The organism is Actinomadura montaniterrae (assembly GCF_008923365.1).
GTDB classification, from domain to species: domain Bacteria; phylum Actinomycetota; class Actinomycetes; order Streptosporangiales; family Streptosporangiaceae; genus Spirillospora; species Spirillospora montaniterrae.
Genome location: NZ_WBMR01000140.1, coordinates 1 through 25518, shown reverse-complemented (window position 1 = coordinate 25518; position 25518 = coordinate 1). Strand labels below are relative to the sequence as shown.

General features: G+C 73.6%; 23 protein-coding genes. 13 read left to right on the top strand and 10 right to left on the bottom strand.

Annotation, left to right across the window (positions count from 1 at the left end; translation table 11 throughout):
* Positions 1-104 precede the first annotated feature (104 nt).
* Positions 105-665, bottom strand: a complete 561-nt coding sequence (locus F9B16_RS34290; protein ID WP_151544374.1) for a papain-like cysteine protease family protein — start codon at positions 663-665, stop codon at positions 105-107.
* Positions 666-827: 162 nt separating this feature from the next.
* On the bottom strand, positions 828-1715 hold the full coding sequence (locus F9B16_RS34285) for a helix-turn-helix domain-containing protein (protein ID WP_151544373.1): 888 nt from the start codon (positions 1713-1715) through the stop codon (positions 828-830).
* A 161-nt stretch (positions 1716-1876) separates the two neighbouring features.
* Here F9B16_RS34285 and F9B16_RS34280 point away from each other — a divergent pair, with 161 nt between their 5' ends.
* Entirely contained in the window at positions 1877-2671 is a 795-nt protein-coding gene (locus tag F9B16_RS34280; protein ID WP_225992199.1) for an ArsR/SmtB family transcription factor, read from the top strand.
* Positions 2672-2898: 227 nt separating this feature from the next.
* Positions 2899-5049, top strand: coding sequence for an MMPL family transporter (locus F9B16_RS34275; protein WP_225992198.1), 2151 nt, complete (start codon positions 2899-2901; stop codon positions 5047-5049).
* Here the strand turns inward: F9B16_RS34275 and F9B16_RS34270 are convergent.
* A complete protein-coding gene (locus F9B16_RS34270) occupies positions 5038-5631 on the bottom strand; it encodes a TetR/AcrR family transcriptional regulator (protein ID WP_151544371.1) in 594 nt (197 codons plus the stop codon). The two genes, F9B16_RS34275 and F9B16_RS34270, sit on opposite strands and share 12 nt — an antisense overlap.
* Before the next feature lie 53 nt (positions 5632-5684).
* On the opposite strand from F9B16_RS34270, the gene F9B16_RS34265 reads away from it, so the two are divergent.
* Positions 5685-6374, top strand: a complete 690-nt coding sequence (locus F9B16_RS34265) for an enoyl-CoA hydratase-related protein (RefSeq protein ID WP_151544370.1) — start codon at positions 5685-5687, stop codon at positions 6372-6374.
* A gap of 28 nt (positions 6375-6402) precedes the next feature.
* Here the strand turns inward: F9B16_RS34265 and F9B16_RS34260 are convergent, their stop codons facing one another.
* Positions 6403-7455, bottom strand: coding sequence for a PucR family transcriptional regulator (locus tag F9B16_RS34260; protein WP_151544369.1), 1053 nt, complete (start codon positions 7453-7455; stop codon positions 6403-6405).
* A gap of 184 nt (positions 7456-7639) precedes the next feature.
* Between F9B16_RS34260 and F9B16_RS34255 the strand changes: the two genes are divergently transcribed.
* Both F9B16_RS34255 and F9B16_RS34250 read left to right on the top strand, forming a co-directional pair.
* A complete protein-coding gene (locus F9B16_RS34255) occupies positions 7640-8335 on the top strand; it encodes an SDR family NAD(P)-dependent oxidoreductase (protein ID WP_151544368.1) in 696 nt (231 codons plus the stop codon).
* A complete protein-coding gene (locus tag F9B16_RS34250; protein ID WP_151544367.1) occupies positions 8335-9081 on the top strand; it encodes an SDR family NAD(P)-dependent oxidoreductase in 747 nt (248 codons plus the stop codon). Before F9B16_RS34255 ends, F9B16_RS34250 begins: the two co-directional genes overlap by 1 nt.
* 45 nt (positions 9082-9126) lie before the next feature.
* Here F9B16_RS34250 and F9B16_RS34245 read toward each other — a convergent pair whose 3' ends face one another.
* Positions 9127-10797: a bis-aminopropyl spermidine synthase family protein gene (locus tag F9B16_RS34245; protein WP_151544366.1), complete on the bottom strand. Its 1671-nt coding sequence runs from the start codon at positions 10795-10797 to the stop codon at positions 9127-9129.
* A 75-nt stretch (positions 10798-10872) separates the two neighbouring features.
* Between F9B16_RS34245 and F9B16_RS34240 the strand changes: the two genes are divergently transcribed.
* The 5 genes from F9B16_RS34240 (at position 10873) to F9B16_RS34225 (ending at position 15930) form a co-directional block, all read left to right on the top strand.
* Positions 10873-11496: a LysE family translocator gene (locus F9B16_RS34240; RefSeq protein ID WP_151544365.1), complete on the top strand. Its 624-nt coding sequence runs from the start codon at positions 10873-10875 to the stop codon at positions 11494-11496.
* Positions 11497-11641: 145 nt separating this feature from the next.
* Positions 11642-12103 (top strand): hypothetical protein, encoded by a 462-nt coding sequence (locus F9B16_RS34235; protein ID WP_151544364.1) that lies wholly within the window; start codon positions 11642-11644, stop codon positions 12101-12103.
* A 10-nt stretch (positions 12104-12113) separates the two neighbouring features.
* On the top strand, positions 12114-13430 hold the full coding sequence (locus F9B16_RS51440; RefSeq protein WP_192809133.1) for a WXG100 family type VII secretion target: 1317 nt from the start codon (positions 12114-12116) through the stop codon (positions 13428-13430).
* 92 nt (positions 13431-13522) lie between these two features.
* Positions 13523-14725, top strand: coding sequence for a S8 family serine peptidase (locus tag F9B16_RS34230; protein ID WP_192809132.1), 1203 nt, complete (start codon positions 13523-13525; stop codon positions 14723-14725).
* 47 nt (positions 14726-14772) lie between these two features.
* Positions 14773-15930 (top strand): S8 family serine peptidase, encoded by a 1158-nt coding sequence (locus F9B16_RS34225; RefSeq protein ID WP_192809131.1) that lies wholly within the window; start codon positions 14773-14775, stop codon positions 15928-15930.
* 6 nt (positions 15931-15936) lie between these two features.
* On the opposite strand, the gene F9B16_RS34220 is transcribed toward F9B16_RS34225, so the two are convergent.
* Genes F9B16_RS34220 through F9B16_RS34210 form a run of 3 tightly spaced genes read right to left on the bottom strand, consistent with a single transcriptional unit; the run spans position 15937 to position 18324 of the window.
* Positions 15937-17328: an FAD-dependent monooxygenase gene (locus F9B16_RS34220; protein WP_151544361.1), complete on the bottom strand. Its 1392-nt coding sequence runs from the start codon at positions 17326-17328 to the stop codon at positions 15937-15939.
* 58 nt (positions 17329-17386) lie between these two features.
* Positions 17387-18076 (bottom strand): response regulator transcription factor, encoded by a 690-nt coding sequence (locus F9B16_RS34215; RefSeq protein ID WP_151544360.1) that lies wholly within the window; start codon positions 18074-18076, stop codon positions 17387-17389.
* A 26-nt stretch (positions 18077-18102) separates the two neighbouring features.
* Positions 18103-18324 (bottom strand): hypothetical protein, encoded by a 222-nt coding sequence (locus tag F9B16_RS34210; RefSeq protein WP_151544359.1) that lies wholly within the window; start codon positions 18322-18324, stop codon positions 18103-18105.
* A 166-nt stretch (positions 18325-18490) separates the two neighbouring features.
* Between F9B16_RS34210 and F9B16_RS34205 the strand changes: the two genes are divergently transcribed.
* Complete coding sequence (locus F9B16_RS34205; protein ID WP_151544358.1) at positions 18491-19837, top strand: sensor histidine kinase; 1347 nt, start codon at positions 18491-18493, stop codon at positions 19835-19837.
* Positions 19838-19855: 18 nt separating this feature from the next.
* On the opposite strand, the gene F9B16_RS34200 is transcribed toward F9B16_RS34205, so the two are convergent.
* On the bottom strand, positions 19856-20980 hold the full coding sequence (locus tag F9B16_RS34200; protein WP_151544357.1) for an alpha/beta hydrolase: 1125 nt from the start codon (positions 20978-20980) through the stop codon (positions 19856-19858).
* Between the two features lie 264 nt (positions 20981-21244).
* Here F9B16_RS34200 and F9B16_RS34195 point away from each other — a divergent pair, with 264 nt between their 5' ends.
* Positions 21245-22081, top strand: coding sequence for a class I SAM-dependent methyltransferase (locus F9B16_RS34195; RefSeq protein WP_151544356.1), 837 nt, complete (start codon positions 21245-21247; stop codon positions 22079-22081).
* 78 nt (positions 22082-22159) lie between these two features.
* Here F9B16_RS34195 and F9B16_RS34190 read toward each other — a convergent pair whose 3' ends face one another.
* Positions 22160-23545: a PucR family transcriptional regulator gene (locus F9B16_RS34190; protein WP_151544355.1), complete on the bottom strand. Its 1386-nt coding sequence runs from the start codon at positions 23543-23545 to the stop codon at positions 22160-22162.
* Between the two features lie 188 nt (positions 23546-23733).
* Here F9B16_RS34190 and F9B16_RS34185 point away from each other — a divergent pair.
* A partial coding sequence (locus F9B16_RS34185; RefSeq protein WP_192809130.1) for an AAA family ATPase occupies positions 23734-25518 on the top strand: 1785 nt, incomplete at its 3' end.

The window sequence follows — 25518 nt, the reverse complement described above, 5'->3', positions numbered from 1 at the left end:
GGCGGGGGACGCGGCGGCGGACGCGGCGTGCGCCGGCGCCGCCGCGGCGACGACGATCGCGCCGCCGAGCGCGAGGCCCGTGAACCGTTTCATGTCACGCCTCCTCATGCGCCGATGTAGTCGAGGGAGTGGGTCCAGGAGAAGGTGTCGTTGGCGACGTAGTAGTCGTACGACGCCCAGTTGTAGCGGTAGCTCGACGGCCAGGGATTGCCCCAATAGACCATGTCGGAACTGTCGTCGTAGCCGTACAGGACCTCCATGTGCCCGCCGCCGCTCGTCCATTGGATGCGGGCTATCACGGGCCGCCGCGCGTCTATCTCGCGGGTCACGGCCCAGTAGTAGAGGTGGCCGGTCACGTAATTGCCGGGGCTGATCCCGATCTTGCGGAACGCCGTCTGGTCGTTGGCGAGCGTGGCCTGGCTGTTGGGGCAGGACGAATTGACGGAGCGGTCGAAGGCGAGGTTGCAGAACTGGTTCTGGCTGTAGCTCTTGCCCATGTAGGCGGCCACGGTGTTGCCGGACGCGGCCCAGCACCAGTTGGACATCTGCTGGGCCTGCATCGACACGTCGAGCTGCAGGGCGGCCGCGTCGGCGGTGCCGGGCACGGCCGCGAGGGCGAGCGCCAGCGCGCACACGGCGGCGCGCCGGCCGGAACGTACATGCATGGGAGCGAACTCCTCCGGGGGGTGGGATTCGGGGGCCTTCGGACGTCCGCGGAACGTCAGAAGAATGGTCGACCCGCAACAAATCCGAAGCAAGACCCCCGCCGCCGGAGGCATTTCAACGTATACGCGGCTAAAAATTGAACGGCGTTCCCGCCGGGCGGCTCAGTCCCATTCCCAGCGGATGCCGTGCACGCCGGGCCGCACCTCCATCTCGGCCACGTGGACGGCGCGCCAGTCCGACAGCCGCAGCTCCGCCACGTCCGACGCGGGCGTCACGGTGTTCGGCTGCCAGACGCGCAGGCAGCGGGCCGGGAGAGCGTCCGGCTCGAAATGGACGTGCAGCAGGTACATGTGCACGGGGTGGCGGAACCACCGCTGGTAGAAGGTCGCCTCGGGGCCGCCGCGGCTGTAGCCGAACTCGTAGTCGACCATGTAGGTCTCGCCGCGCCGCAGCGGATGCTCGAACAGCAGTTCGGCGGCGGTGACGCCGGCCTCCGGGTCGGTGCGCACCTGGCCGAGGCGGCAGTGGGACGCCCGCCGGATGTCGGGCAGCATCTCCTTCTCGCAGTAGTACACGGCCACGTGCCTGTCGACGCCGTCGGTGCGCGCCTGGAACACGGCCCGCGTGCGCACCGACCGCTCGTCCCGGCCGGCGCCGACGCGGACGGTCTCGTCGCAGCTCAGCCAGCGCAGCTGGCCGTCCACCGGGTTCCGGATCTGGCCGAGCAGCCGGTCGACGCTGGCGTGTACCTGGCTGACGTCGCGGTACGACAGGGCGCCGGGCACGCTGTGGGCCCACCGGCCGCGCGGGCGGCGCGGCCCGAGCAGCGCGGTCAGGGAGCCCGCCGGGACCTCCAGGATCTCTTCGAGCGCCCGCACGGCGGACAGCGACCGGGACCGTTCCGGGCGGCACCGGCCGCGCTGCCAGTTGCTGAGGCTCGCGACGCTGACCTGGATCCCGCGTTCGGCGAGCCTGGCGTGGAGCCGCTCCAGCCCGAGTCCCCGCGCCTGGATCGCCGCGTGCAACGCGCCGTCGAACGAATCCGCCATCGCCGGATCCTCCTGATGAGATGACCCGCCCGACGACTGGAGATCGTCAAGGGCCAGGGGTCACCAGGAACGTACTGACTCCCCGTCCAAGAGTCCAGGAGCCCGCCGGCCCGGGAAGGGCCCTTTGACAATATGCAGGTGTTTGCCTGCATAATGGACGGGTGAATCGGGAAGCGACGGCCATGGACGCCGCCTTCAAGGCGCTGGCCGACCCCACGCGGCGGCTGCTGCTCGACCGGCTGCGCGAGCGCAACGGCCAGACGCTGGGCGAGCTGTGCGAGCGCCTGGAGATGGCGCGCCAGTCGGCGACGCAGCACCTGAACGTGCTCGTCGACGCCGGCCTCGTGACCGTGGTGCGGCGCGGCCGGCAGCGGCTGCACTACCTCAACCCGGCACCGATCCACGAGATCGAACAGCGCTGGATCGCGGAGTTCGACCGGCCGCGGCTGCAAGCGCTCAGCGCCATCCGGAGTCAAGCCGAGGAGTACGCCATGACCGAGACGTCCGTCTCCGTACCGACCTACGTGTACGTCACCTACATCCGCGCGAGCGCCGAGCAGGTATGGCGCGCGCTGACCGACGCCGACCTGACCGCGCGCTACTGGGGGCACGCCAACGTCTCCGACTGGCAGCCGGGCTCGTCCTGGGAGCACCGGCGCACCGACGGCTCAGAGGCCGTCGACGTCGTCGGGCGCGTGGTCGAGGCCGAGCCCCCGACCCGTCTCGTGATCACCTTCGAGGACCGCCCGGACGCCGAACTGGACCGGGAACCGTCGATGGTCACCTTCCTCGTCGAACCGCACCAGGACATCGTCCGGCTGACGGTGACGCACGAGAACCTGCCCAACGAGGAGATGCTGAACGGGATCTCGCAGGGCTGGCCCGCCGTGCTGGCGAACCTCAAGTCCCTGCTCGAGACCGGCGACGTCCTCCCCCAGGCCCCCTGGGAGATGTGACACCCCGTGGACACCACCCGGCTCCGAGCTCGCCGAGACGGAGCTGCCCGGGCATGCGCGGCAGCTTCTGGGGCGGCTTCCCTTGGCCACGGGGCCCTGAGGGGCCCCGGGCCTCGGTGGCGGGCGGTCCTCGACCAAGGCTTTGCCATCGGCGGCAGGTCGGCGGGCCGGCCGCGGGACGCTCCAACCATACGGTTCTGCCAGTCCCGACGTCGCTGGGAGATCGTGTGTCGTCCATCGCGCCCGGCCGCCGGCCCGCCGGCCTGGCCCGCCTCGGCTCGTTCTGCGCGCGCCACCCCCGCTGGGTGCTCGCCGCGTGGCTCGTCCTGCTGGTGGCCGCGCTCGGCGGCCGCAAGGCCGTCGGCCCCGTCTTCAGCGACCAGGTCAGCCTGCCCGGCACCCAGTCCGACACCGGCGCCGGCCTGCTCGCCGCGTCCGACCCGGCCGCCGGCCGCCCGGACGGGCTCGTCGTGTTCCACGTCGGCGCCGGCACCGTGTCGGCGCACCAGCAGGCCGTGGACCAGAGCCTCGGCGACCTGCGTTCGCTGCCGCACGTCGTCGGCGTCTCCACCCCGCTGACCAGCACCGACGGCCGGACGGTGTCCGCCACCGCGACGTTCGACGAGCAGCTGAAGAAGCTCGGCCACGGGTACACGAAGCACCTCGACGACGCGACCGCGCCCGCCCGGGACGCCGGCGTCGGGGTCGGGTACGGCGGGGACTTCACCCAGATCGTCCGGCCGCCCGCCAACGACCTCGCGAGCGAGCTGGCCGGCATCGGCGCCGCGCTGGTCATCCTGCTCATCGCGTTCGCCAGCGTCGGCGCGGCCGTGACCCCGCTGGTCACCGCCCTGGTCGCGGTGGCCGTGGGGACGGGCGTGGTCGGCGTCGTCGCGGGCGTCATCACCTTCGCCACCGCCGCGCCGACCCTGGCGACCATGCTCGGGCTGGGCGTCGGCATCGACTACGCGCTGTTCCTCACCACCCGGTTCCGCCAGGACCTCATCGACGGGCACCCGCCGGTCGAGGCCGCCGGGCGGACCGCGGGCTCCAGCGGCCACGCCATCGCGGTCGCCGCGCTCACCGTCGCGGTGGCGCTGCTCAGCCTGTACGCGAGCGGCCTGCCGTTCATCGGGAAGCTCGGCCTGGCCGCGACGATCGCCGTCCTGATCAGCGCCGCCGCGGCGATGACCCTCGTCCCGGCCGCGCTCGGGCTGGTGGGAAGGCACATCGACCGGCTCTCCGTCCGCGTCCCCGTCGCGGAGACCTCCAGCGGCCACGACGCCTGGCACCGGTACGCCGCGATGATCGAGCACCGCCCGTGGACGTTCCTCGCCGCCGGCCTCGTGCTCCCCGTCGTGTGCGCGGTGCCGGTGTTCTCCATGCGGCTCGGCCATGTCGACGCGGGCGCCGACCCGTCCGGCAGCACCACCCGCCACGCCTACGACTGGATCGCCGGCGCCGGCGGGCCCGGGTTCGGGCCGGGCGCGAACGGCCCGTTCACCGTCGTCGCGGACGTCCGGCACGCGACCGTCCCGGCGAGCCAGGTCGGCACCGATCTCTCGCGCGCGCTCCAGGGCGCGCACGGGGTCGCGTCCGCCACGCAGCCGCAGCCGAGCCCGGACGGCGCGCTCCTCGTCTCCACCGTCACGCCCACCACCGGCCCGCAGACCTCGGCGACGTCCGACCTGTTCCGCACGCTGACCGACCGGACGCTGCCCGACGCGCTGCGCGGCACCGGCGCGAAGGCCTACCTCGCAGGCAGCACGGCCGCCCAGCTCGACTTCCGCGACACCGTCGCGCGGCGCCTGCCGGTCATCATCGGGATCGTGCTGGTCCTGGCGTACCTGCTGCTGATGACCGTCTTCCGCAGCCTGGTGATCCCGCTGAAGGCCGTCGCCCTGAACCTGCTCGCCACCGCCGCGTCGTGGGGCGCGCTCGTCGCGGTGTTCCAGTGGGGGTGGGGGGACGCGGTGCTGGGCCTGCCCGAGGGCGTGCCGATCGAGTCCTACGTGCCGATGATGATGTTCGCGATCGTCTTCGGCCTGTCGATGGACTACGAGATCTTCCTGCTGTCGCGCATGGCGGCCGGGTGGCGCGAGACCCACGACAACACCCGCGCCGTGGCCGGCGGGCTGGCCGTCACCGGCCGGGTCATCTCCAGCGCCGCGCTCATCATGACGGTGGTGTTCCTGTCCTTCACCGCCTCGCCGACCGTCGTGGTGAAGATGCTGGCGCTGGGCCTGGCGTTCAGCGTCATCCTCGACGCCACCGTCATCCGGCTCGTGCTGGTGCCCTCGCTCATGTTCCTGATGGGCGCGTCCAACTGGTGGATGCCGCGCCGCCTGGACCGCGTCCTCCCCCGCCTACACGCCTGACGCCGTCTCGCTTCGCGGGCGGCGGTCCCGGATCGTCCGGGCGACGATGTCGGCGGTCACGCGGAGCGGGCCGGCGTCGTGGCCGGTGCGGCTCAGGATGAGCGCCCCCTCGAACGCCGCGAACACGTAGACGGCCAGGTCCTCGGCGGGTTCGATGCCCTCGGACGCGAAGCGCCGCGCCGTCGCGGCGCGCCAGCCGGCGAACACGTCCGCGCACGCGTGCCGCAGCGGCTCGCTGGTACTGGCCGCCTCCAGCGCTACGGTGGCGATCGGGCAGCCGTCGGCCCATCCCGACGTCTCCAGGGCTTCGGCGCTCAGCCGGAACATGTCGCGGACGGCCTCGTCCGCGCCTACCTCGGCCCTCTCGTAGACGAGGTCGAACAGCCGCTGGTAGCGCGCGCCCGAATGCCCGACCGTCTCGACGCCCAGCTGCTCCTTCCCGCCGGGGAAGAAGTGATAGAGCGAGCCCCACGGCGCCCCCGCCTCCGCAGTGATCTGCTTCAGCCCGGTCGCCGCGTACCCCTGCTCGCGGAACAGCTGCGCCGCCGCCTCCAGCAGCCGCGCCCGCGTGTCGGAACCCATGCGGGCAGCCTAGCCCTTGCTCTCTCTAGATCGATCTATCTAGTATCCGCGGCATGATCCGCACCGCGCGCCACGGCGACCTCCACCTGATCACCCTCGACCGTCCCGGCCGCCGCAACGCCGTCGACGGCCCCATGGCCGAAGCGCTCGCCGACGCCGTCGGCGCCGCCGAACGCGACGACGCGGTCCGCGCCATCGTCCTCACCGGCGCCGGCGGCGCCTTCTGCGCCGGCAACGACCTCAAGGCCATGGCCGCGGGCGACTTCCCCGTGCCCACGGTGGACGGCCCGCCGCCCATGGCGGTCACCCGCACGCCCCCGGCCAAGCCCGTGATCGCGGCCGTCGAGGGCTACTGCTTCGGCGGCGGCTTCGAGCTCGCCCTCTGGGCCGACCTGCGCGTCGCGTCCACCACCGCCGAGTTCGGCACCCTCAACCTGGCCCAGGGCCTGCCCTGCCTGGACGCGGCGACCGTGCGCCTCCCCCGCCTCGTCGGCCAGGGCCGGGCGCTCGACATCCTGCTGACCGCCCGCCGCGTCCCCGCCGAGGAGGCCCACGCCTGCGGCCTCGTCGACCGGCTGACCGGTCCCGGCGAGGCCCTGGAGCGGGCCTTGGAGCTGGCCGCCGCGGTGGCGCGCCTGCCCGTCGAGGCGCGGAACGCCGCCCGGCGCTCCGTCCTGGAGCAGTGGTCCCTGCCGGAGGACGAAGCGGCCCGCAACGAAGCGCGCCTGGCCCTTCGCCCTTGAACGCGCCGCGCGGCCGCGGGACGGGACGTCAGCGCGCCGTCCAGATGGCGATCGCCAGCGCGGCGCGGTCCTCGAAGTCGAGCGGGTCGCGGCCCGTCAGCGCCTGGACCCGCGACAGCCGATGGCGCAGCGTGCTCGGATGCAGCGACAGCGCGCGGGCCGTGGGACCGACCGCGCCGCCCCGGTCCAGGAACACGCGCAGCGTCTCCACCAGCCGGCCGCCGTGCATGTCGTCGTAGTCGGCGAGGGGCCGGGCGATCTGGTCGGCGAACGGGGCGAGCTGCTCCCGGTCCAGCCGGCCGAGCAGCGCCCGGAACGTCGCGAGGCCGGCGGCGTGCACGACGTCGCCGGTGCGGCGCGCCGCGTCCAGCGCGGCCCGCGCCTCCGCCAGCGACCGCGGCAGGTCCGCGAGCGGCCCCGGGCTGCCGATGCCGGCCACGTCCGTCCCGGCGTACTCGTCGCCCGTGATCAGGAGCGCGACGTCGCCGTCCAGGCCGAGGACGCCGGACGCGCCGGCCGCGTCCGGCGCGTCCGCGGCCGGCATCGCGACCGCGACCAGCAGGGCCGGGTCGAGCCCCGCCTCCTCGACCTGCGCGCACAGCGTCTCCGGCGGCGCCAGGCCGTGCTGGATCTCGTACAGGAGCCGGCCGATCTCCTCCCGCTCGTCCCACTCCTCCCGGGTCGACGCGAGCCGCTCGGCGAACCACTCGGTGAACCCGAGGAACGGGATCCCCGCCGGGACCTCGACCAGCGGCAGCCCGAGCCGGTCGCAGTGCCGGCGCAGCGCCTCCGGGACGGCCTCGGTGACGTCGCCGACGCCGTAGCCGATCGCGCCCGCGCGCCCCGCCTTCACCGACGCGGCGAACGCCGCGCACGCGTCCGCGTCCCGCAGGGACGACCCGGCCGTCAGCACGACCTCGTGGCCGCGCAGGTAGGGGGCGGGATCGAGCAGCTCGGTCGAGTGCGCCGACCGGATCGGCCGGTCCAGCCCGGCCGCCCCGGCGACCAGCCGCAGCCGGAAGCGCGGGACCTCCAGGAGGTGCCGGACGGTGAGGCGCGGCATCGCGGGATCGCTGGTCACACCGTCACCATCTCACCCCGGCCCGGCGGAGTGGACGGGGTGGGCTCCCCGTCGCGGCCCGCGTTCCGGCGAAGGTCACGGCAAGCCCCGCGTCCGGCCGTGCATTCGGCCAAGAAACGGCCATGCCCCTTGCCACCTGGGCTAATGCCGGGTTTGCCTGGGTCTCGGGAGATGGGGAGTGCGCATGCGCGAACGAGTCGCGCTCGTGACCGGGGCGGCCGGCGGGATCGGCGGCGCGATGGTCCGCGAGCTGGCGGGACGCGGCTGGACGACGGCCGCGCTCGACCTGGGCCCGGCCCCGGACGCCGACTACGCGGTCGGGGCCGACGTCGCCGACCCGGGCCAGGTCGCCGCGGTCGTCCGCCGGATCGAGCGGGAGATGGGCCCGATCGAGGCGGCGCTGTGCGCGGCCGGGCACTACGCGATCGTCCCGGTGTCCGACATCGCCTGGGAGGACTGGAACCGCATGCTCCGCGTGCATCTGGGCGGGCTGGTGAACGTGTGCCGGGCGGTGACGCCCGGGATGGCGGAGCGCGGGCACGGCGCCGTCGTCGGCGTGGCGTCGGACCTCGCCCTGGCCGGAGGCGACGCGGAGGCGCACTACGCGGCGGCGAAGGGCGCGGTGATCGGGCTCGTCCGGTCGCTGGCGGCGGAGCTCGCCCCGTCCGGGGTGCGGGTCAACGCGGTCGCGCCGGGCCCGACCGACACGCCGCTGCTGCCGCCCGACTCGCCGTGGCGCCGCCCCGCCTTCGTCCAGGCGCTGCCGACGGGACGGCTCGCGTCCGCGGAGGAGATCGCGCTCGCCGCCGCCTACCTGGTGGAGGACGGGACGTTCTGCGCCGGCGAGATCCTCTCCCCGAACTCCGGGGCGGTGATCTGATGGCCCTCGCGCTGGTCACCGGCGCCGCCGGCGGCCTCGGCTCCGCCGTCGCGCGGCGGCTCGCGTCGTCGGGGCACCTCGTCGCGCTGAACGACCGTCCCGGCCGGCCCGTCGGCGACCTCGCCGCCGAGCTGGACGGCATCGCCGCGCCCGCCGACGTGTCCGACCCCGACGCCGTCCGCGAGATGGTCGAGCACATCGAACGCCGCACCGGCGACCACATCGGGATCCTCGTCGCGAACGCCGCGTACACCACCCTGTCCCCGTTCGCCGAGCACGACCTCGCCGACTGGTGGCGGATCGTCGACGTCAACCTCGGCGGGACGTTCGCGTGCGCGCAGGCCGTCATGCCCGGGATGGTGGAGCGCGGCGGCGGCCGGATGGTCCTCGTCTCCTCCGAATGGGGGGTGACCGGGCGGCCCGACGCGACGGCGCACTCGGCGTCCAAGGCGGGCGTCATCGCGCTCGCCAAGTCGCTCGGCCGCGAGCTCGCCCCGCTGGGCATCGCCGTGAACGCGGTCGCGCCGAACGTGATCGACGCCGGGCTGCTGGAGGTCGACGCGGTGGCCGCGGGCGTCACCGGCGAGGAGATCCGGGCCCGGTACGCGGCGCGGGTGCCGCTCGGCCGGATCGCCGCCACGGAGGAGATCGCGGCGGCGATCGCGTTCCTCGCCGACGACCGGCTGCCCGCGCTCGTCGGCCAGATCCTGCACGTCAACGGCGGTACGACGCGCGCCCGCGCGTGATCCGGGGTCAGCCCGGCGGGGCGCTCGCGCGCGTGATCCGGGTGGTCAGCCCGGGAGCGCCTCGACGGAGCGCCGGACCTGCTCTTCGAGGACGGCCAGCAGGTGCGCCGGAAGGTCGATCAGCGACCGCTCCAGCAGGCCGGGACGGTCGGCGACCGACTCGATGGCCCGCCGGGCCTCGGCCTTGGTGAGCGTCCGCCCGTCCGCCTTCCGGAGCGCGATGAGGCCCTCCCGCCAGCCGTTGCCGATCTTGCCGTGTGCGCGCGCGTGAATGTAGGCGAGGACCCGCTCGGCCGCGTCCGCCGGACGGTCGTTCCGCTCGGCCAGGACGACGGCCATATCTGACGACGGGACACCGCGCAGCATGCGTTCCACCCGGTATCCGGGGCCGGCGAGCCGCCGGAACTCGCGCTGCCCCTCCGCGTCCCGCAGGAACGGCAGGTCATTGCGGCAGACGAGCCCGACGCGGCGCGCGTTCGCGGCCAGCAGCGCCCGGACCGCCGACGCCCCGAACCCCGGAAACAGATTGACCAGCACCGTGCCGTGGCCCTGCAGGTTGCGCGGCAGCGGAGCCGCCATGAACTCGCGCAGCGACACGCGGCGTCCGGCGGCCTTCGCGGGCCAGCCGTCCCCGACCAGCAGCGGGTTCTCGGCCTTCGCGAGCTCGACGATGCGCGCGGCCGCCGCGTCGTCCAGAGCACCGGTGCCCGCCTCCACCGACTGGGCGCCGTGCGTGTACATGGCGGTGCGCGGATCCTCGGCGGCGGCGCGGACGGCCCCGGCGGTCCGCTTCGTGGGACGCAGCACGTACAGGGCCGCCGCGCTGCCGATCGCCTGTGCCCCCACATACCGGTTGAAGCCCGGCAACATCGCCTCATACGCCAGATGCAGCGGATTCAACGCCTTCTGTACGGCGAGCCCGAGCGCCGGCTGCTGCTCCCCATACCCGTACGCGAGCAGCACCCGGCCGTTCCGCTGATCCCCGAGCCCCTCCACGCCCCGGGCGACGAACAACCCGACGCCCTCCGGCGTGTACGGCGGATCGGTGAAGACGACCTGGCACGACTCCCGCAGCGACGCCGGAAGGCCCAGCCGCAGGTCGGCGGCATGGCAGCGGACGTCCCAGCCCCGCCGCGCCGCCTCGGCGTCGATGAACGCCAGCAGCCGCTCGTCGATGTCGGCCACGCTCACCCGCAGGCCCTCCGCACCGCCCGCGACGAACAGGCCGAGCGACGTCAGATCATGGTCGCCGACGCACAGCACGTGCGCGCCGCGCAGGTCGAAGCCGTCCAGCATGAACCGGGCCCGCTTCAGCACCGTCTCCGCGGTCGCCGGCACATGGTCCAGCGCCTGGACGGGCGGCGGCGCCGCCGTGACCAGCGCGTCCATCGCCTCCAGCGCCACGGGATCGCGCCGGGCCCGCTCCGTCCACGGATCCGGGATCTCCACCGGCTCGCCGAAGATGTCGTCGTATTCACCGACATACCGCTTCGCGATCCGCCGCCCGTCCCCCTCGGCCTCCAGATGCGGCCCGAGCGCCCGGAACACCGCCTCCACCGTCCGCCGCGACGAACCCGTCCGCGCCACGACCTCCTCGACCGTGAGGAACCCGCCGCCGGCGAGCAGCCGCCCGATCCGGTCGACGCGCCGCGCGTCGATCCCGAACCCGGCCCGCACCTCGCGGACCGCCGAACGCACCGAGTCGCCATCTGTCATGTGCCGGCCTGATCCGTTCCAACGGGGACGAGTGCGAACCGATCCTATGCAGGATCGGCGTGGCAGGATCGAGCCATGCCGATCGACCAGCACCTGCTCGCCGCGTTCCTGCTGACCTCGGTCATCGCGATGCTCGTCCCCGGCCCCGACATGCTCTTCATCCTCGGCTGCGGCATGCGCGGCGGCCCCCGCGCCGGCCTCCTCGCCACCGCCGGCGTCGCGACCAGCGAGGCCGTCCACGTCGCCGTCGCCGCCGCGGGCCTCACCGCCCTCTTCGCCGCCGTCCCGATCGCGTTCACGGCCGTCCGCCTCGCCGGCGCCGCCTACCTCGTCCTGCTGGGCGTCCAGACCATCCGGCACCGGAACGACCAGGACGACGCCCCCGCCGCCCCGCCGTCGAACCGCCGCGCCTACCTCAACGGCCTGGTGACCAACCTGCTGAACCCCAAAATGGTCACCTTCACCATCGCGTTCCTCCCCCAGTTCATCGACCCGGGAATGGGCCGGGTCTGGCTCCAGTTCGCCTTCCTCGGCGCCATCCTGATCGCCCTCGAATTCCTCGTCGACGGCACCGTCGGCGTCCTCGCCGGCCGCATCGGCGAATGGCTCCGCCGCCGCCGCACCGCCCGCCGCCGCCTCGACGTCGTGACCGGCTCCCTCTTCATCGGCCTCGGCCTCCGCCTCGCCGCCAAGCCCTGACCCAAGATCCGGATGCCCGAATAAGATCACCCCGCCGCTCCGAATTGCCCGATCCCTGACACCCGGTCAAGCCGTGTGACAGAGTCGACGGGCGCGTCCGCGCCGCCAGAAGACGGGAGCCGGAGGGGGAACCGAAATGCCGCCCGTGGATCCGAGGTCCGTCCCGCCCGGCGCCTACGGCACCTGGCCCGGCCTCAACCAGACCGGCGAACTCCGCGTCGACCGCACCCGCCTCAGAGCCATCGCCCAACGCCTCGAATCCGACCTCGAAGAACTCCTAGAAGCCACCAAGGACCTCCAGCGCGCGGTCGGCACCCCCGACACCGCCTACGGCACCTGGGACGCGGCGAGGGCGCTCGTCCCCAGCATCAGACGAGGTCATTCGGTACTGGCCGACCAGCACAGCGCCTTCCTCTTCGAGGCACTGAGGACCATCAAGCTGCTCCGCCGCACCGCCCAGACGTACGACGACGCCGAGGCGGAACTCGAACGACGCATCGCCGCCGTCCAAAGGCAACTTCAGCAAACCCAGACCGATTCCGGTTCGCCGCGCAAGCCTTCGCCTCCGACGGCTCCACCGCGCTCCGGCCCCGGGTCGTTGAAGTGAGGAAGCACGAATGACGGACGAGCACACGTTTCCCATGCGCGAGAGCGCCCCGACCGGGTCACCGACGAGCTATGACCGCGAGAGCATCGAGGAACTGCTGAAGTCCAGCGAGCCCGGTGAGGTAACGGAATCAGGGCATGCCTACCTCAGACTCTCTCAGGCCTATCAGCGGATCACCCAGCGGCTCGCCCAGGTGGGCCACGACCTGAACGAGGCCTGGTCAGGCACGGACGCGGCGGCCGCCCAGGAGCAGATGCGCGATCTCTGGGCGTCGAGTCACACCATCAGTGCCACAGCACGCGATTTCGGTACCGCCATCGAACGCCACGGCTCGGAATACCTGGCCTGGTACAAGAACAGCATGCCGCAGCCGAAGACCGAAGCCGAAGCACGTTCCTGGATGCAGGGCGCCAACGAACGCATCACCCAGACATGGACATCGCTTCCACCGGACATCTCGACGCAGCTGCCGAATAACCTCATCATGCATGGCGCGCCGATTGCCCCTGGCGGGTCGGGAGGCGGGGCGGTTTCCGGAATACCGGTCGGCCAAGGCGGCTCAACTGGTTCCGGCGGCGCAAGCGAGCTTTCTTCCAGCCATACTCCGACCAGCGTGCCAGGGGGAACCGGTCCAGGAATCGGAGCGCCTCCAAGCACATCGCCACACTCTGGCGGTGCGACTCTGGTGCCGTCTCCCGGCATCGGATCATCGAATGACGGGCAACCACACGTCCCGAAGAGCGCCTCGGGTGGTGGCGAGGCTGGCGACGGGGGTACGGATCTGTCAGGCGTCCTCCCCACCACGAACGATGGCGTCGGCGAAAGCAACCCGTCGCCCTCGGCACGGCCTGCGTCCCCCTCGGTCCCACCGCTCGACCCGAACACGGCCGCGCCCGGGCTCGTCGAACCGGGCAGCCCCGGCCTCGGTCTCCCTGGCGCCAGTGCGTTCGGCCAGCCCGGACGCCCTGGGCTTGGTCTCCCGGGTCGCACGGCGCTCGGCCTCACGGGCAGCAGGGCGGGCTTCCCTCAGAGCCTTCCCGATTCCGGGACCGGAGGATTGGACCGGAACGGCGTCATCGGCCGGAACCGGCTGGGACCGCCGCCTCCTTTGGAGGCCGGCGCTCCCGCAGAAGTCCCGGCGCCGCGCACCGGCCCTATGGCCATGAGCCCGATGACCGGAGCGGGCGGCTCCCCCCGTGGCGAGCGGGAACGCGAACGCAGTTCCTGGCTGCGCGAAGACCCCGAGGTCTGGGAGGAGAACATGCAGGTGGCCCCCAGCGTGCTCGGCTCCGAGCCCGGTCGTCCCCAAAGCAGGCAGGGCGAGTGAACGGAGACGAACCACGGCCGAAGGCATGGTGGCGGATTTCTCGAGGGCGGCATGTGAGCATCCCACACCGCCTCATAGCAGTTGCGGGAGCATTGGGCCTGATCGCGCTCAGCGCTCACCCTGCCTCGGCGGAGCCGCGTCCACGCAAGGACGAGTGGTGGTTTCCGGCTTGGGAAATCGAGAACGCCGTGTGGCCTCTTTCAAAAGGCGCAGGAATCACGGTCGGCGTCCTCGACTCGGGCGTCAACCCCCATCTCCCCGAACTGGCCGGGGTGGTCCTCAAGGGTGCCGACACCGCCGGCGGTAAGAGCAACGGCCGCAAGGACCTCGATGTGAAGGAAGACGGCCATGGCACCACGATGGCCATCATGATCGCCGGTCAGGGCGGCGGAAGCAGTGGCTTTGTGGGCATAGCCCCCGAAGCCAAAATCCTTCCGGTGCACGTGATGTCGATCGACGTCCTCGGCCCCGACCGCGTCGACAGCGACAAGGCGATCGCCGACGGTATCCGTTTCGCCGTCGGCAAAGGCGCCAAGGTGCTGAATCTGTCCTTCGGCGCCGGAGCACCGGGCACACCGGATCAATGTTCGCGCGAAGTCCGCGACGCGGTGACTTACGCGATACAGCATGACGTCGTCACCGTCGCCGCCGCCGGCGATACGGGGAACACGAACAATTTCGCCGAGGCCCCTGCGTCCTGCCCCGGCGTCCTGGCGGTCGGCGGCGTCGACTCGGACCTGCGGCCGTGGAAAGGCACCCAGCGGCAGCCCTATGTCGCCGTCGCGGCTCCGGCGAGCGGCTCAGTAGCGATCGGCAAGACGGGCACGGTCTATTCGGATGCGCAAGGAACCAGTGCGTCGGCGGCGTTGGTCTCGGGGGCGGTGGCGTTGGTACGGGCCCACAACCCGCAGATGTCTGGGCGGACGGTCGTCCAGCGGCTGGTCGCCACGGCATTGCCGGTCAGCAAGCCCGTCCCTGACAAGGCGACCGGCTACGGCGCCATCCGCATCGCGCGCGCCATCGACCCCGCCAAGTACCCGGTGCCGGCCGACGCACCCAACCCCGTCTACGACAGGTTCGACCAATCACAACGGGCGGCGCACAAAGCGATGGCTGCCACAGCAACCCCCGCCTCCGAAACCCACCGGTCGGGCAGCAGCAGCATCTCTCCTGCCATCTACGCCGCCCTCGTCGGCCTGGCAGCAGTCCTGATCGGATGCCTCGCCTTCCTCTGGCTTCGCCACCACCGGCTGAGTGGCGCCAAACGAAACGGGACCAAGGGCAGCCTCACTTGAGGACCCGCGTGATGGCTCCCCACCGTGCCGTTGCCGCGGGTTTGGCCTTGGCTCTGATCGGGGCCGTCGCGTCGCCTGCTTCGGCGGAGCTTCAGCCTCGTAAGGACGAGTGGTGGTTCTCCGCCTGGGACGTCCAGAACTCCGTCTGGCCGCTGACAAAGGGCTCCGGCGTCACTGTCGCCGTTCTCGACAGCGGAGTGGACGCAGGGATCCCAGAACTCTCCGGTGCCGTTCTCAAAGGGGCGGACACGGCCGGTGGGAAGACCGACGGCCGCAAGGACATGGACATCTTCGAAGACGGTCATGGGACCTCGATGGCCGTCATGATCGCCGGCCGGGGAGGCGGGAACAGCGGCTACGTCGGGGTCGCTCCAGAGGCCGAGATTCTCCCAGTCCATGTGGCGACCGGGGACGTGCCGGGCTCCCCCGTGGGCATCACCCCGGCCCTCACCAACGGCATTCGTTTCGCCGTGGACAAGGGCGCCAAGGTGATCAACCTGTCCATCGGGGCCGGAGCGGACGGCATCCCTCACCAATGTCCAGATAAGCTCCTGGACGCCATCGGATACGCGATAAAGAAGGACGTCGTTATCGTTGCCAGCGCGGGCAACAGCGGCAGAACGATAAACTCCCCAGAGGCTCCCGGTTCCTGCCCGGGGGTCGTCGCCGTGGGTGGCATTGACTCCGATCTGCGTCCCTGGGCGAAGACCCAACGCCAGCCCTACGTCGCCCTCGCGGCTCCTGCGAGCGGGTCGGTGTTCGTCGGGCGAGGCGACAAGGTCTACAGCCGCGCGGCGGGGACCAGTGCGTCGGCGGCGTTGGTTTCGGGGGCGGTGGCGTTGGTTCGGGCTCGTAATCCGCATATGTCCGGGCGGACGGTTGTTCAGCGGCTTCTTGCTACGGCGCTGCCGATCAACAAGCCTGTTCCGGATGAGGCGACCGGGTACGGGGCCATTCGCATTGCGCGGGCTATGGATCCCGCGAGATACCCCGTCCCGGCCGATGCGCCCAATCCCGTCTACGAGAGGTTCGATCGAGTGCAGGGGGCGGCGAAGGATGTGAACGTCGTTCCAACGGCGGAAGCACGCAAGGTGGGTGGTGGGCCCTCGGCCTTCGTCTACGTCGCCGTGGGTGGGGTGGTCGTGCTTCTCGTCGGCGGTCTCGCCTTCGTCTGGTTTCGTAGCCGGCGCCCGTCTCTGCGGTAGGGGACGTCAGAGGAGGTTGTGGCGGGTTAGGTAGGGGGCTGTGGAGTCGGGGGTGCCGGTGTGGGCTCGGTAGCCGTCGGGGCGGACGAGGACGAGGGTCGGGCCGGTGATGTCGTAGGCGGCTTCCGCTTCGGGGTTGGCGGTGATCTCGACGGTGCGGACGGCGGGGCCGCAGGTGGGCGGTGGGGTGTTGAAGGCGAGCAGGGTGAAGTGGGGGCCGCGGAAGGCGTCGAAGAGGGTGGTGGTTCCGTCCGCGAGGCGGGCGTTCGGGGCGCGGGTGCCGCCCGCGGGGCCGGACGAGAGGGGGCTGTCGGGGTAGGCGAGCAGGAGCTGCTGGGTCTCCTCGCCGCGCTTGTAGGCGTCGGCCTGGCCTTCGGCGGCCTTCTGGTAGAGGGCGGTGCTGATGCCGAGGACGCCGGCGGCGACGGGGAGCCGTTCCTCCTCGTAGGTGTCGAGGAGGAACGGGGAACCGGCGGCGAGCTTCCAGCCGAGGTTGTAGGCGTCCTGGACGCCGGTGTTGAGGCCCTGGCCGCCGGCGGGCGAGTGGACGTGGGCGGCGTCGCCGGCGAGGAAGACGCGCCCGGCGCGGAACCGTTCGGCCATCCGGATGTTGACGCGGTAGACCGACGCCCAGCCGAGGCCGGTGAGGCGGATGTCGTCGCGGCCGGTGCCGTCGGCGAGGTGCTTCTGGTAGGTGGCGAGGGTGAGGTCGGGGTCGTCGCCGGGGGCGAGGGCGGCGGTGAACTGGAAGTCGGACGTGCCGGGCAGCGGGCACAGGCCGACGCCGGGGGTGCGGGTCTCCAGGTCGGCCCACATGTGCCAGTGGTCGCGGTCGACGTCGGGGGTCCGGACGTCGCCGATGAGCATGCGTTCCTCGTCGCGGGTCTCGCCCAGGAAGGGGATGCCGAGGGTCTTGCGGACGGTGCTGCGGCCGCCGTCGGCGCCGACGAGGTAGGCGGCGCGGACGGTCGTGCCGTCGGTCAGGACGGCGGTGACGCCGTCGTCGTCCTGCGTGAAGGAGGCGAGGCCGACGGGGTCGACGTGGCCGCCGAGGGCGGTGAGGCGGTCGCGGAGGATCTCCTCGGTGCGCCACTGCGGCACCATCAGGACGTTCGGGTACGGGACGGCGGGCGTCGGCGGGACGGGCTCGTGCATGCGGCCCTCCCAGACGACGTCGGCGCCCGCGTAGGCGCGCAGCGGCGGGTAGGGGGCGCCGGCGGTAAGGATCTCGTCGATGACGCCGAGGTCGTCGAACACCTCGAGGGTGCGGGGCTGGAGGCCCTTGCCGCGCGACCCGGACGGGTGGCCGGGGTCGAGGATGCGGTGCGGGACGCCGCGGCGGGCGAGGTCGATGGCGAGGGTGAGGCCGGTCGGGCCGGCTCCGGCGATGAGGATCATGCGAGCCAGCGTCGGTGGAAGCCCTGGCAGATCGCTGGCAGGCCGCTGGCAGCGGCCGTCAGTCGCGCTCGTAGCGGTAGCCGCGGCCCCGCAGGGTGGTGATGCTGCCGGGGTCGGCGCCCTGCTGGGCGAGCTTGCGGCGCAGCGCGGAGATGTGCACGTCGAGGGTCTTGGTGGGGCCGAACCAGTTGGTGTCCCAGACCTGGTCGATGAGGTCCTCGCGGGTGACGACCTCGCCGGCGGACTGCACCAGCCGGGCGAGCAGGTCGAACTCCTTGGGGCGCAGCGCGATCTCGGTGCCGGCGTAGCTGGCGCGGCGGGCGGCGAGGTCGAGGCTGAGGCGGCCGGCGGTGACGAACCGCTCGTCGGACCGTCCGGCGCTGCTGCGGCGCAGGTGGGCGCGGAGCCGGGCCATCAGCTCGGTGAGCCGGAACGGCTTGGTCAGGTAGTCGTCGGCGCCCGCGTCGAGCGCGACGACGACCTCGAACTCCTGGGTGCGGGCGGTGAGCACGACGATCACCGCGTCGCGCAGCACGGTGCGGAGCCGCCGGCAGAGGGTGACGCCCTCGATGTCGGGGAGCCCGAGGTCCAGCAGGATGAGGTCGGGGGCGCGGCGGGCGGCGCTGTCGAGGGCGTCGCCGCCGGTGGCGGCCCAGTCGGCCTCGTAGCCGTGCGCGGCGAGGGCCTCGGCGAGCTCGCTGCCGATGGCCTCGTCGTCCTCCACGACGAGCACATAGGGTCCGGCCATGGTCCCGATGTTACGGACGGGGGCGGTCACGTGCGGGCCGGGACGCCGGCCGTCCGCGCGCCGGGCCGCGAGGCCGGGCAGAACGAGCCGCGGGTGGTGGCGGTGACGACGTCGGTGACGGCGTCGACGACCTTTCCGAGCCGTGAGCCGGGCTCGGACGCGCAGTCCCGGTGGACGCGGACCGCGTGGCCGAGCCCGACACCGGCCAGCGCCGTGACGATCAGTACGCCGATGAGCAGCCTGCGCATGATCGTGCCTCCCCCTCTCGACGCCGGCGTCAGGACGCAACCTAGTCCGGGGCGCATCAGCGGCGGCTGTGCGGTGGGTTAGGGCGTCGCTTACCTTGCCGCGGCGCGGGCGCGGGGCGCGTCCGGCACGTCCCGGCTGCGGTTATCCTCCGGGCGGGAGGCGAGTGTGGACGCGGTTCCGAGGACGGCGCCGCTGCGGCGCAGGCTGCTGGTCACCATCGCGGGGATCACCGCGGTGGCGGTGCTGCTGCTGATCGTCCCGCTGGCGGTGGCGGTGCAGCGGCTGTACCGCAGCGAGGCGCAGACGAAGCTGGAGCGGGACGCGACGCGGGTCGCGGCGACGGCGCCGGACGACGAGGCGCGGCATCCGCGTCCGATCGAGCTGCCGGAGGGGCTGAACGAGCGGCTGCGGGTCGGGATCTACGGGATCGACGGGCGCCGGCTGACCGGGGAGGGCCCGCCGTACTCGCGGGCGGCGGCGCAGGCGAGCGACGGGCGGCTGCACCAGCGCGACGAGCACGGCCGGCTGGTGGTGACGGCGCCGATCCCCTCGGACGAGGGGGTGACGTCGGCGGCGCGGGTGAGCATGCCGGAGCGGGCCGTCGCGCGGCGGATCGAGCGGGCGTGGTGGGTGATGGCGGCGTTCGCGCTGCTGATCGTCGGGCTGGCGGTGTTCGTGGCGCGGTACCAGTCGCGGCGGCTGGCGCGCCCGCTGGAGCGGCTGACGCTGGCGGCGCAGGCGCTCGGGGACGGCGACTTCACCGTCCGGGCGCAGTCGTCGGGGGTGCTGGAGGCGGACGAGGCGGGCCGGGCGCTGGAGGTGACGGCGCGGCGGCTCGGGTCGATGCTGGACCGGGAGCGGGCGTTCAGCGCGGACGTGTCGCACCAGCTGCGGACGCCGCTGACGGGGCTGCTGCTGGGGCTGGAGTCGGCGCTGGAGCGGCCGGGCGCGGACCTGGCGGCGGCGGTGCGGACGGCGGTGCGGCGCGGGGAGCATCTGCGCGACATCATCGACGACCTGCTGAGCCTGGCGCGGGACGCGGGCCCGAACCGGGAGCGGCTGGACGTGCCGGGGATGCTGGAGGAGCTGCGGCGGCGGCCGCCCGCCGGTCGCCCGCTGGAGGTGGCGGCGCGGGGTCCGCTGCCGGAGGTGCACGCGTCGGCGTCGGCGGTGCGGCAGATCCTCGGGGTGCTGCTGGACAACGCGCAGGTGCACGGCGCGGGGCGGGTGACCGTGGAGGCGAGCGACATCGGCGGCGGCCTGGCGATCGACGTGTCGGACGAGGGTCCGGGCGTCACCGAGACCGAGGACATCTTCGCGCGGCGGCACTCCGGCGGCGACGGCGACGGCGGGCGGGACGGCGGGCATGGGATCGGGCTGGCGCTGGCGCGCGCGCTGGCCGAGGCGGAGGGCGGGCGGCTGGTGCTGCGCCGCCCGTCCCCGCCGATCTTCACGCTGCTGCTGCCGGCGTCCGAGCCGCCGTCCGAGCCGCCGTCCGACGAGGGCGCGTGACCCGGCGCCCGGCGCGCGTCACTCGGCCTTGAGGCGGGCGCCGAACCAGCGGAGTGTGGCGGGCACCATCCGGCGGAACGTGCGGTAGTTGTGCCCGCCGGACGGCAGGAACAGGCTGTCGGCCTTCATAGGCGGGCGGATCCCGGCGAGGAACCGCTCGTTCTCCGGGAAGGTCTTCTCCCCCACCCGGCAGGACGCGACGAGCAGCGAGATCGGCGGGGCGGGCAGGTGCTTCTCGCGCCACAGCAGGTTGCTCTCGTTCTGCAGGTTCTTGTTGCCGTCGAACAGCTTGCCGGTGGTGAGGTCCTGGATCGTGGAGAAGTACCCGGACAGCGACGCCGCCGCCGAGTACCGGTCCGGATGCTTCATCGCGATCTTGGTGGCGCAGAACCCGCCGGTGGAGTCGCCCATGATGCCCCAGCCGGTGCGGCCGGCGGCGACCCGGTAGTGGGCCTCCATCGCGAGCGGCACGTCGGTGGCGAAGAAGCTCTCGACCTGCGGGCCGCCGGGCACGTCCGCGCACTCGGTGTCGCGCGGCGGCGCCTCCGTCGGCCGCATCAGCACGTAGATCGCGGGCGGCACCCCGGCCCGCTCCCCCTGCCGGACGAGGTCGGGGAAGCGCATCGTGTGCAGCAGCGCGGTCGGGTGCCCCGGGTAGCCGGTCAGGACGATCACCACCGGGAACCGCGTCTTCGCGTACGCGGGCTGGTAGTACTGCGGCGGGAGCAGGACGAACGTCTCGGCGCTCAGGCCCGTCGCCTGGCCCTGGAAACGGTATTCCTCGGTCGCCCCGGACACGGCCGGATCGCGTTTCGCGGCGGCGCCGCCGATCCTTTTGATCGTCGCGGTGTCGATCTGCTTCACCGGGCCGCCGGCCTTCGCCATGACGTGCTTGATCTTCGCGGGCGCCGCGTTGGTGGCGAACAGGTCGTCCCAGCCGGAGTAGAACTCGAAGTGCGCGTTGACCGCGACGAGAACGGCGAGGAGCGTGATCGCCTGGGTGCCGATGAGGAGGCCGATCCTGGCGGCGACGGTGCCGGGTCCCGAGCGCGCGCCGCGCGGCCACCACCACACGGTGAACGCGAACAGGACCGCCACCACCAGGAACAGCAGCGTGATGAATCCGCCTCCGGTGAGTCCCATGCCCTCCCCCTAAGGCAGTCCGGTCTTCGTCCGACCGTCAAGTTAGCCGCCACCGCATCAGCCGCATGACAACGCCGGGTTAGCTCCGCGTTAACCCGCCCGCGGGCGGCTCGAATGGAATGCGGCCCGATCTTGACAGGAGGTATATGGGGAATTTATTTCGCGCTGCTATGATGGCGTTATCGCCGAATAGGCTGCCTTTCCCGAACATCCGGCTCACCGAGCCCGGCCTCCGCCGAGCGGGGCCGGCAGGAAAGGCAGGCCATGGACGAAGGACGGCCCAGCAGCACCGCGCTGTCGGCCGCGGCGGCCCGCGCCGCGCACCCGCTGGTGGACGAGCGGCCCCTCATCTTCACCGATCCGCTGGCCGGGCGGCTGCTCGGCGGGCTGGCCGACGAGATGATCGCCTACCACCGCGGCAACGGTGGGCACATCATCCTCGCGGGCACCCGCACGATCACCACCGTCCGCAGCCGCTACGCCGAGGCGCGCACCGGCGCGTTCGGCCAGTACGCGGTCCTCGGCGCGGGACTCGACACCTACGCGTTCCGCGCGCCCGCCGGAAAACGCGTTTTCGAGGTCGACCATCCGGCGACGCAGGAGTGGAAGAAGGGCCTTCTGGACGCCGCCGGAATTCCGATCCCGGGGAACGCCGCGCTCGTTCCGGTCGATTTCGAGGAGCCGGGCGGGCCCGTCCGGCGGCTCGCCGCCGCCGGGTTCGACACGACGCGCCCGGCGCTGGTGAGCTGGCTCGGCGTCAGCTACTTCCTCACCCGCGACGCGATCGCGGGCACGCTCGCGGAGATCGGCCGCCTCGCGCCCGGAACCGAGCTGGTCATGGACTACGCGCTGCCGCCCGGCCTGCGGGACGCCGAGGGCGACGCCTACGCCGAGATCGCCGCGCGGGTCACCCGGGACGCGGGCGAGCCGTCCCGGTCCCGGTTCGCGCCGGACGAGGTGAACGCGCTGCTCGCGGAGCACGGCCTGGACGTCGTCGAGAACGTCACCCTGGAGCGGGCCGTCCCGCCGGAGGCGTGGCGGCGCACCGACGCCCTCCGCCCCTTCGACTACTTCCGCCTCCTCCGCGCCGTCGTCCGCTGAGCCGCGGCGAGCCGTCGTCATCCGCCGAGCCGCGGCGAGCCGTCGTCTGCCCGGCGTGACGGCGCAGCTCGCCGCGCGTCAGCGCTGGGCGGGGCCGTGGAGGCGGACGGCGCTCAGGGCGAGCGCGATCTCCACCAGGTCGCGGGGGTGGGCGAGCGTGCGGCCGGTGAGCTGCTCGATCTTGCGGAGCCGGTTGAGGACGGTGTTGCGGTGGCAGAACAGCCGGTCGGCGGCGCGGGCGGCGGAGCCGTCGCAGTCCAGCCAGGCGGCGAGGGTCGCGAGCAGCACGTCCCGGAACGCGGGGTCGACGCCGCCGAGGCCGCCGAGCGCGACGTCGCCGAGCCGGCCCGCCAGCCGCGGCTGGGACAGCACCAGCGCGTCGGGCAGGCGCCGGTCGAGGCGGACGACCTGGGAGCCGGGGCCGCGGCAGGTCCGCAGCGCCAGCTCGGCGAGCCAGCGCGCGCCGCCGAGCTCGGCGAGGGTGTGCACGACGGGGCTGACGCCGGCGTGCGACCGGGCGTAGGGGCGGACGGCGGCGACGAGGTCGTCCAGCTCCGCCGTGCCGAGCGCGACCAGCGCGACCTGCGCGTCGGCGCGCAGCCGCCAGATGAACCGCATCCCGCCGATGTCGCCGGGGCGCCGGTCCCGGCCGCCGGGGAACTCCGCGGAGAGCTCGCCGTCGAAGCCGCCCGCGAACCCGCCCTCGGCGCCCAGCATCACCACGGCGTACCGGCCCGCCGCCGGCAGCCCGAGGACGGACGCGGCGGTGGCGAGCAGCCCGCCGTCCGCGCCCTGCCCGTCCAGCAGCGCGTCGACGATCGCCTGGACGCGCTCCTCGCTGCGCCGCGCCAGCGACAGTTCGGTCTGGTGGTAGGCGGCGGCGGCCGCGCCGGACTGCTCGTCGATGGTGTCCCAGGTGCGGGTCGCCTGCCGGACGAGCGCGGGCACGTTGCCGGGGTCGTGCCGCCCGACGACCTCGACGACGGCCTCCCAGAACACCCGCCCGGCGAGCCGGTAGGAGCGCAGCAGCTGGTCGAGCGGCTGGCCCTGGTGCGCGCGGCGCCGCCCGAGCCGGCGCGCCCAGTCCAGGTCGGCGCGGCCCCGGCCGGGTTCGAGGATCGCCTCGAACCCGTACCCGAGGCCGGCCCGGCAGACCTCCCCGAGGTCGCCGCGCAGCTGCTCGGAGCGGTCGCCGTCGTCGCCGGACAGGATCTCGGCGGCGAGCCGGTCGGCGAGGTCGGGGAGCCGGTCGGTCAGCCGCAGCACCGCCTTGCGCAGGATGGCCCGGTCGGCGTCCGCGCGGCCCGGCTCGCGGTCGCGGCCCGGCTCGCGGTCGCGGCCCGGCTCCCGGTCGCGGTGGGCGGGGTCGCGGCGGGCCGGTTCCCGGTGGGCGGGGTCCCCGCGGAGGCCCTCGCGGCCCCCGGCGTCCAAGCGGTCCGTGGTTCCCGACCGGCTCGCCGTCATCGCCCGCCACCTCCGGCACAACGCAGGGGGCCTCATCGTGCCACCGCGCGCACTCCAGGACCACCGGTCCCGGACCGCACTGTGCCGGCGCACAACCGCGGCCCGGTCCCGTTGCGCGGCCGCCCCGAAACGGAACCGCGCTCTGGACCGTCCGGCGGGCGCGTGCTCCTCTCGTCACCATGGGTGTGTTGTCTGGACACGATCGGCTGTACGGACGCGACCGGGAACTCCGGGTCGTCGAAGGGCTCCTCGGCCGGGCGCGCGGCGGGCAGGGCGGCGCGCTGACCGTCGTCGCGGACGCGGGCATGGGAAAGACGGCCCTGCTGGACGCCGCCGAGCGGGCCGCCGCCGAAGGGTTCCGGGTGCTGACGGCGACCGGTGTCCCCGCCGAGGCGGACGTCCCGTACGCGGGGCTGCACCGGCTGCTGCGACCGTTGTCGGACCTGGCCGGCGAGCTCCCGCCGGCCTTCCGGACGGCGCTGGCGCCGCTGTCCGGCGGCGAGGCTCCGGCCCCGTTCGTCCTGTATTCGGCGGTGTGCGAGCTGCTGAGCGTCGCCGCGCGGTCCGGGCCCGTGCTGTGCCGGGTGGACGACGCGCAGTGGCTGGACCGGGTCTCGCTGGAGGCCCTCGCGTTCGCGGCGCGGCGCGTCCAGGACGAGCGGCTCGCGATCGTCTTCGCCGCGCGCACACAGGCGCCGCTCACCGGCATCCCGCACCTGCGGCTGCCGCCGCTGGACGAGGAGGCGAGCCTGCGGATCCTGCAGGACGCGGCCGGCGACGCGCTCGGCACCGAGCTCGCGGAGGAGGTCGTCGACCTGGCGAGCGGGTGCGCGCTCGCCGTCCGGGAACTGGCCGGCGGGCTGACCGCCGCGCAGCTGTCCGGCGGGGCCGCGCCGCCCCGCGCGCTGCCGCCCGGCAGCGTCCTGCGGACCCTGTACCGGCACCGCCACCTGCGGCTCCCGCCGGGCGCGCAGCGGCTCGTGCTGATGGTCGCGGCGGACGAGTGGCTCGTCGCGGCGACGGTGGCGCGGGCCGCGCGGACGGCCGGGATCGGCGCGCGGGAGATCGAGGCGGCGCGCGAGTCGGGCCTGCTGCGGCTCGCGGACCACGCGGTCGCCGGGGACGACGCGGTGGTCGTGCGGGACCGGCTCGTACGGTCGTCGCTGTGGGCGGAGGCGTCGCGGGCCGAGCGGCGCTCCGCGCACGCGCTGCTCGCGCAGCTGCTCGTGCAGGACTGGCAGCGGCCGTCGCTGATCTGGCACCGGGCGGCGCTGTCCGGCGAGGCCGACGACCGGATCGCCGACGAGCTGGCGGAGGCGGCGTCGCGGTCCCGGCGCGCGGGCCGGTACGGCGACTCGTGGCAGGCGTGGCAGCGCGCCGCGGCGCTGACGTCAGAACGCGGCGCGCGCGCGGACCGGCTCCTTGCCGCCGCCACCGACGCCTGGGCGGGCGGGCGCGCGCGCCGGGCCCGGGCCGTGCTGCGGCAGGTCCGGCCCCTGGACGAGGACGGCACCCGGGCCGGGCTCGCCGAACTGCTGCGCGGCGAGATCGAGGCGGGCTCCGGGTCGCCGGCCACCGCCGTCCCGATGCTGCGGGACGCCGCCGAACGGCTCGCCGGGACGGACGGCGCGCTGGCGCTCACGGCGCTCATGTGGGCGGCCGACGCCGCCGACGCCGCGGGCGACCACAGCGCCTACGCCGAGATCGCGGAGCGCGCCGCGAACCTGCCCGGCGCACCGGACACGCCCCGCACCCGCCTGATGCGGGCGCACCTCGCCGGGATGGCCGCGACGTTCCGCGGCCGCTACGCCGAGGCCGCGCGGCTGCTCGGCCGGGCCGTCCGGCTGGGCGAGGCCATCGCGGGCGACTCCTCGGCCGACCATTCCGGCGACTCCGCCGCACAGGCGTGGGCGGCGCTCGCGGCCCTCGCCCTCGGCGACGGCCGGGCGCGCGCGCTCGCGGCCGGGGCCGTC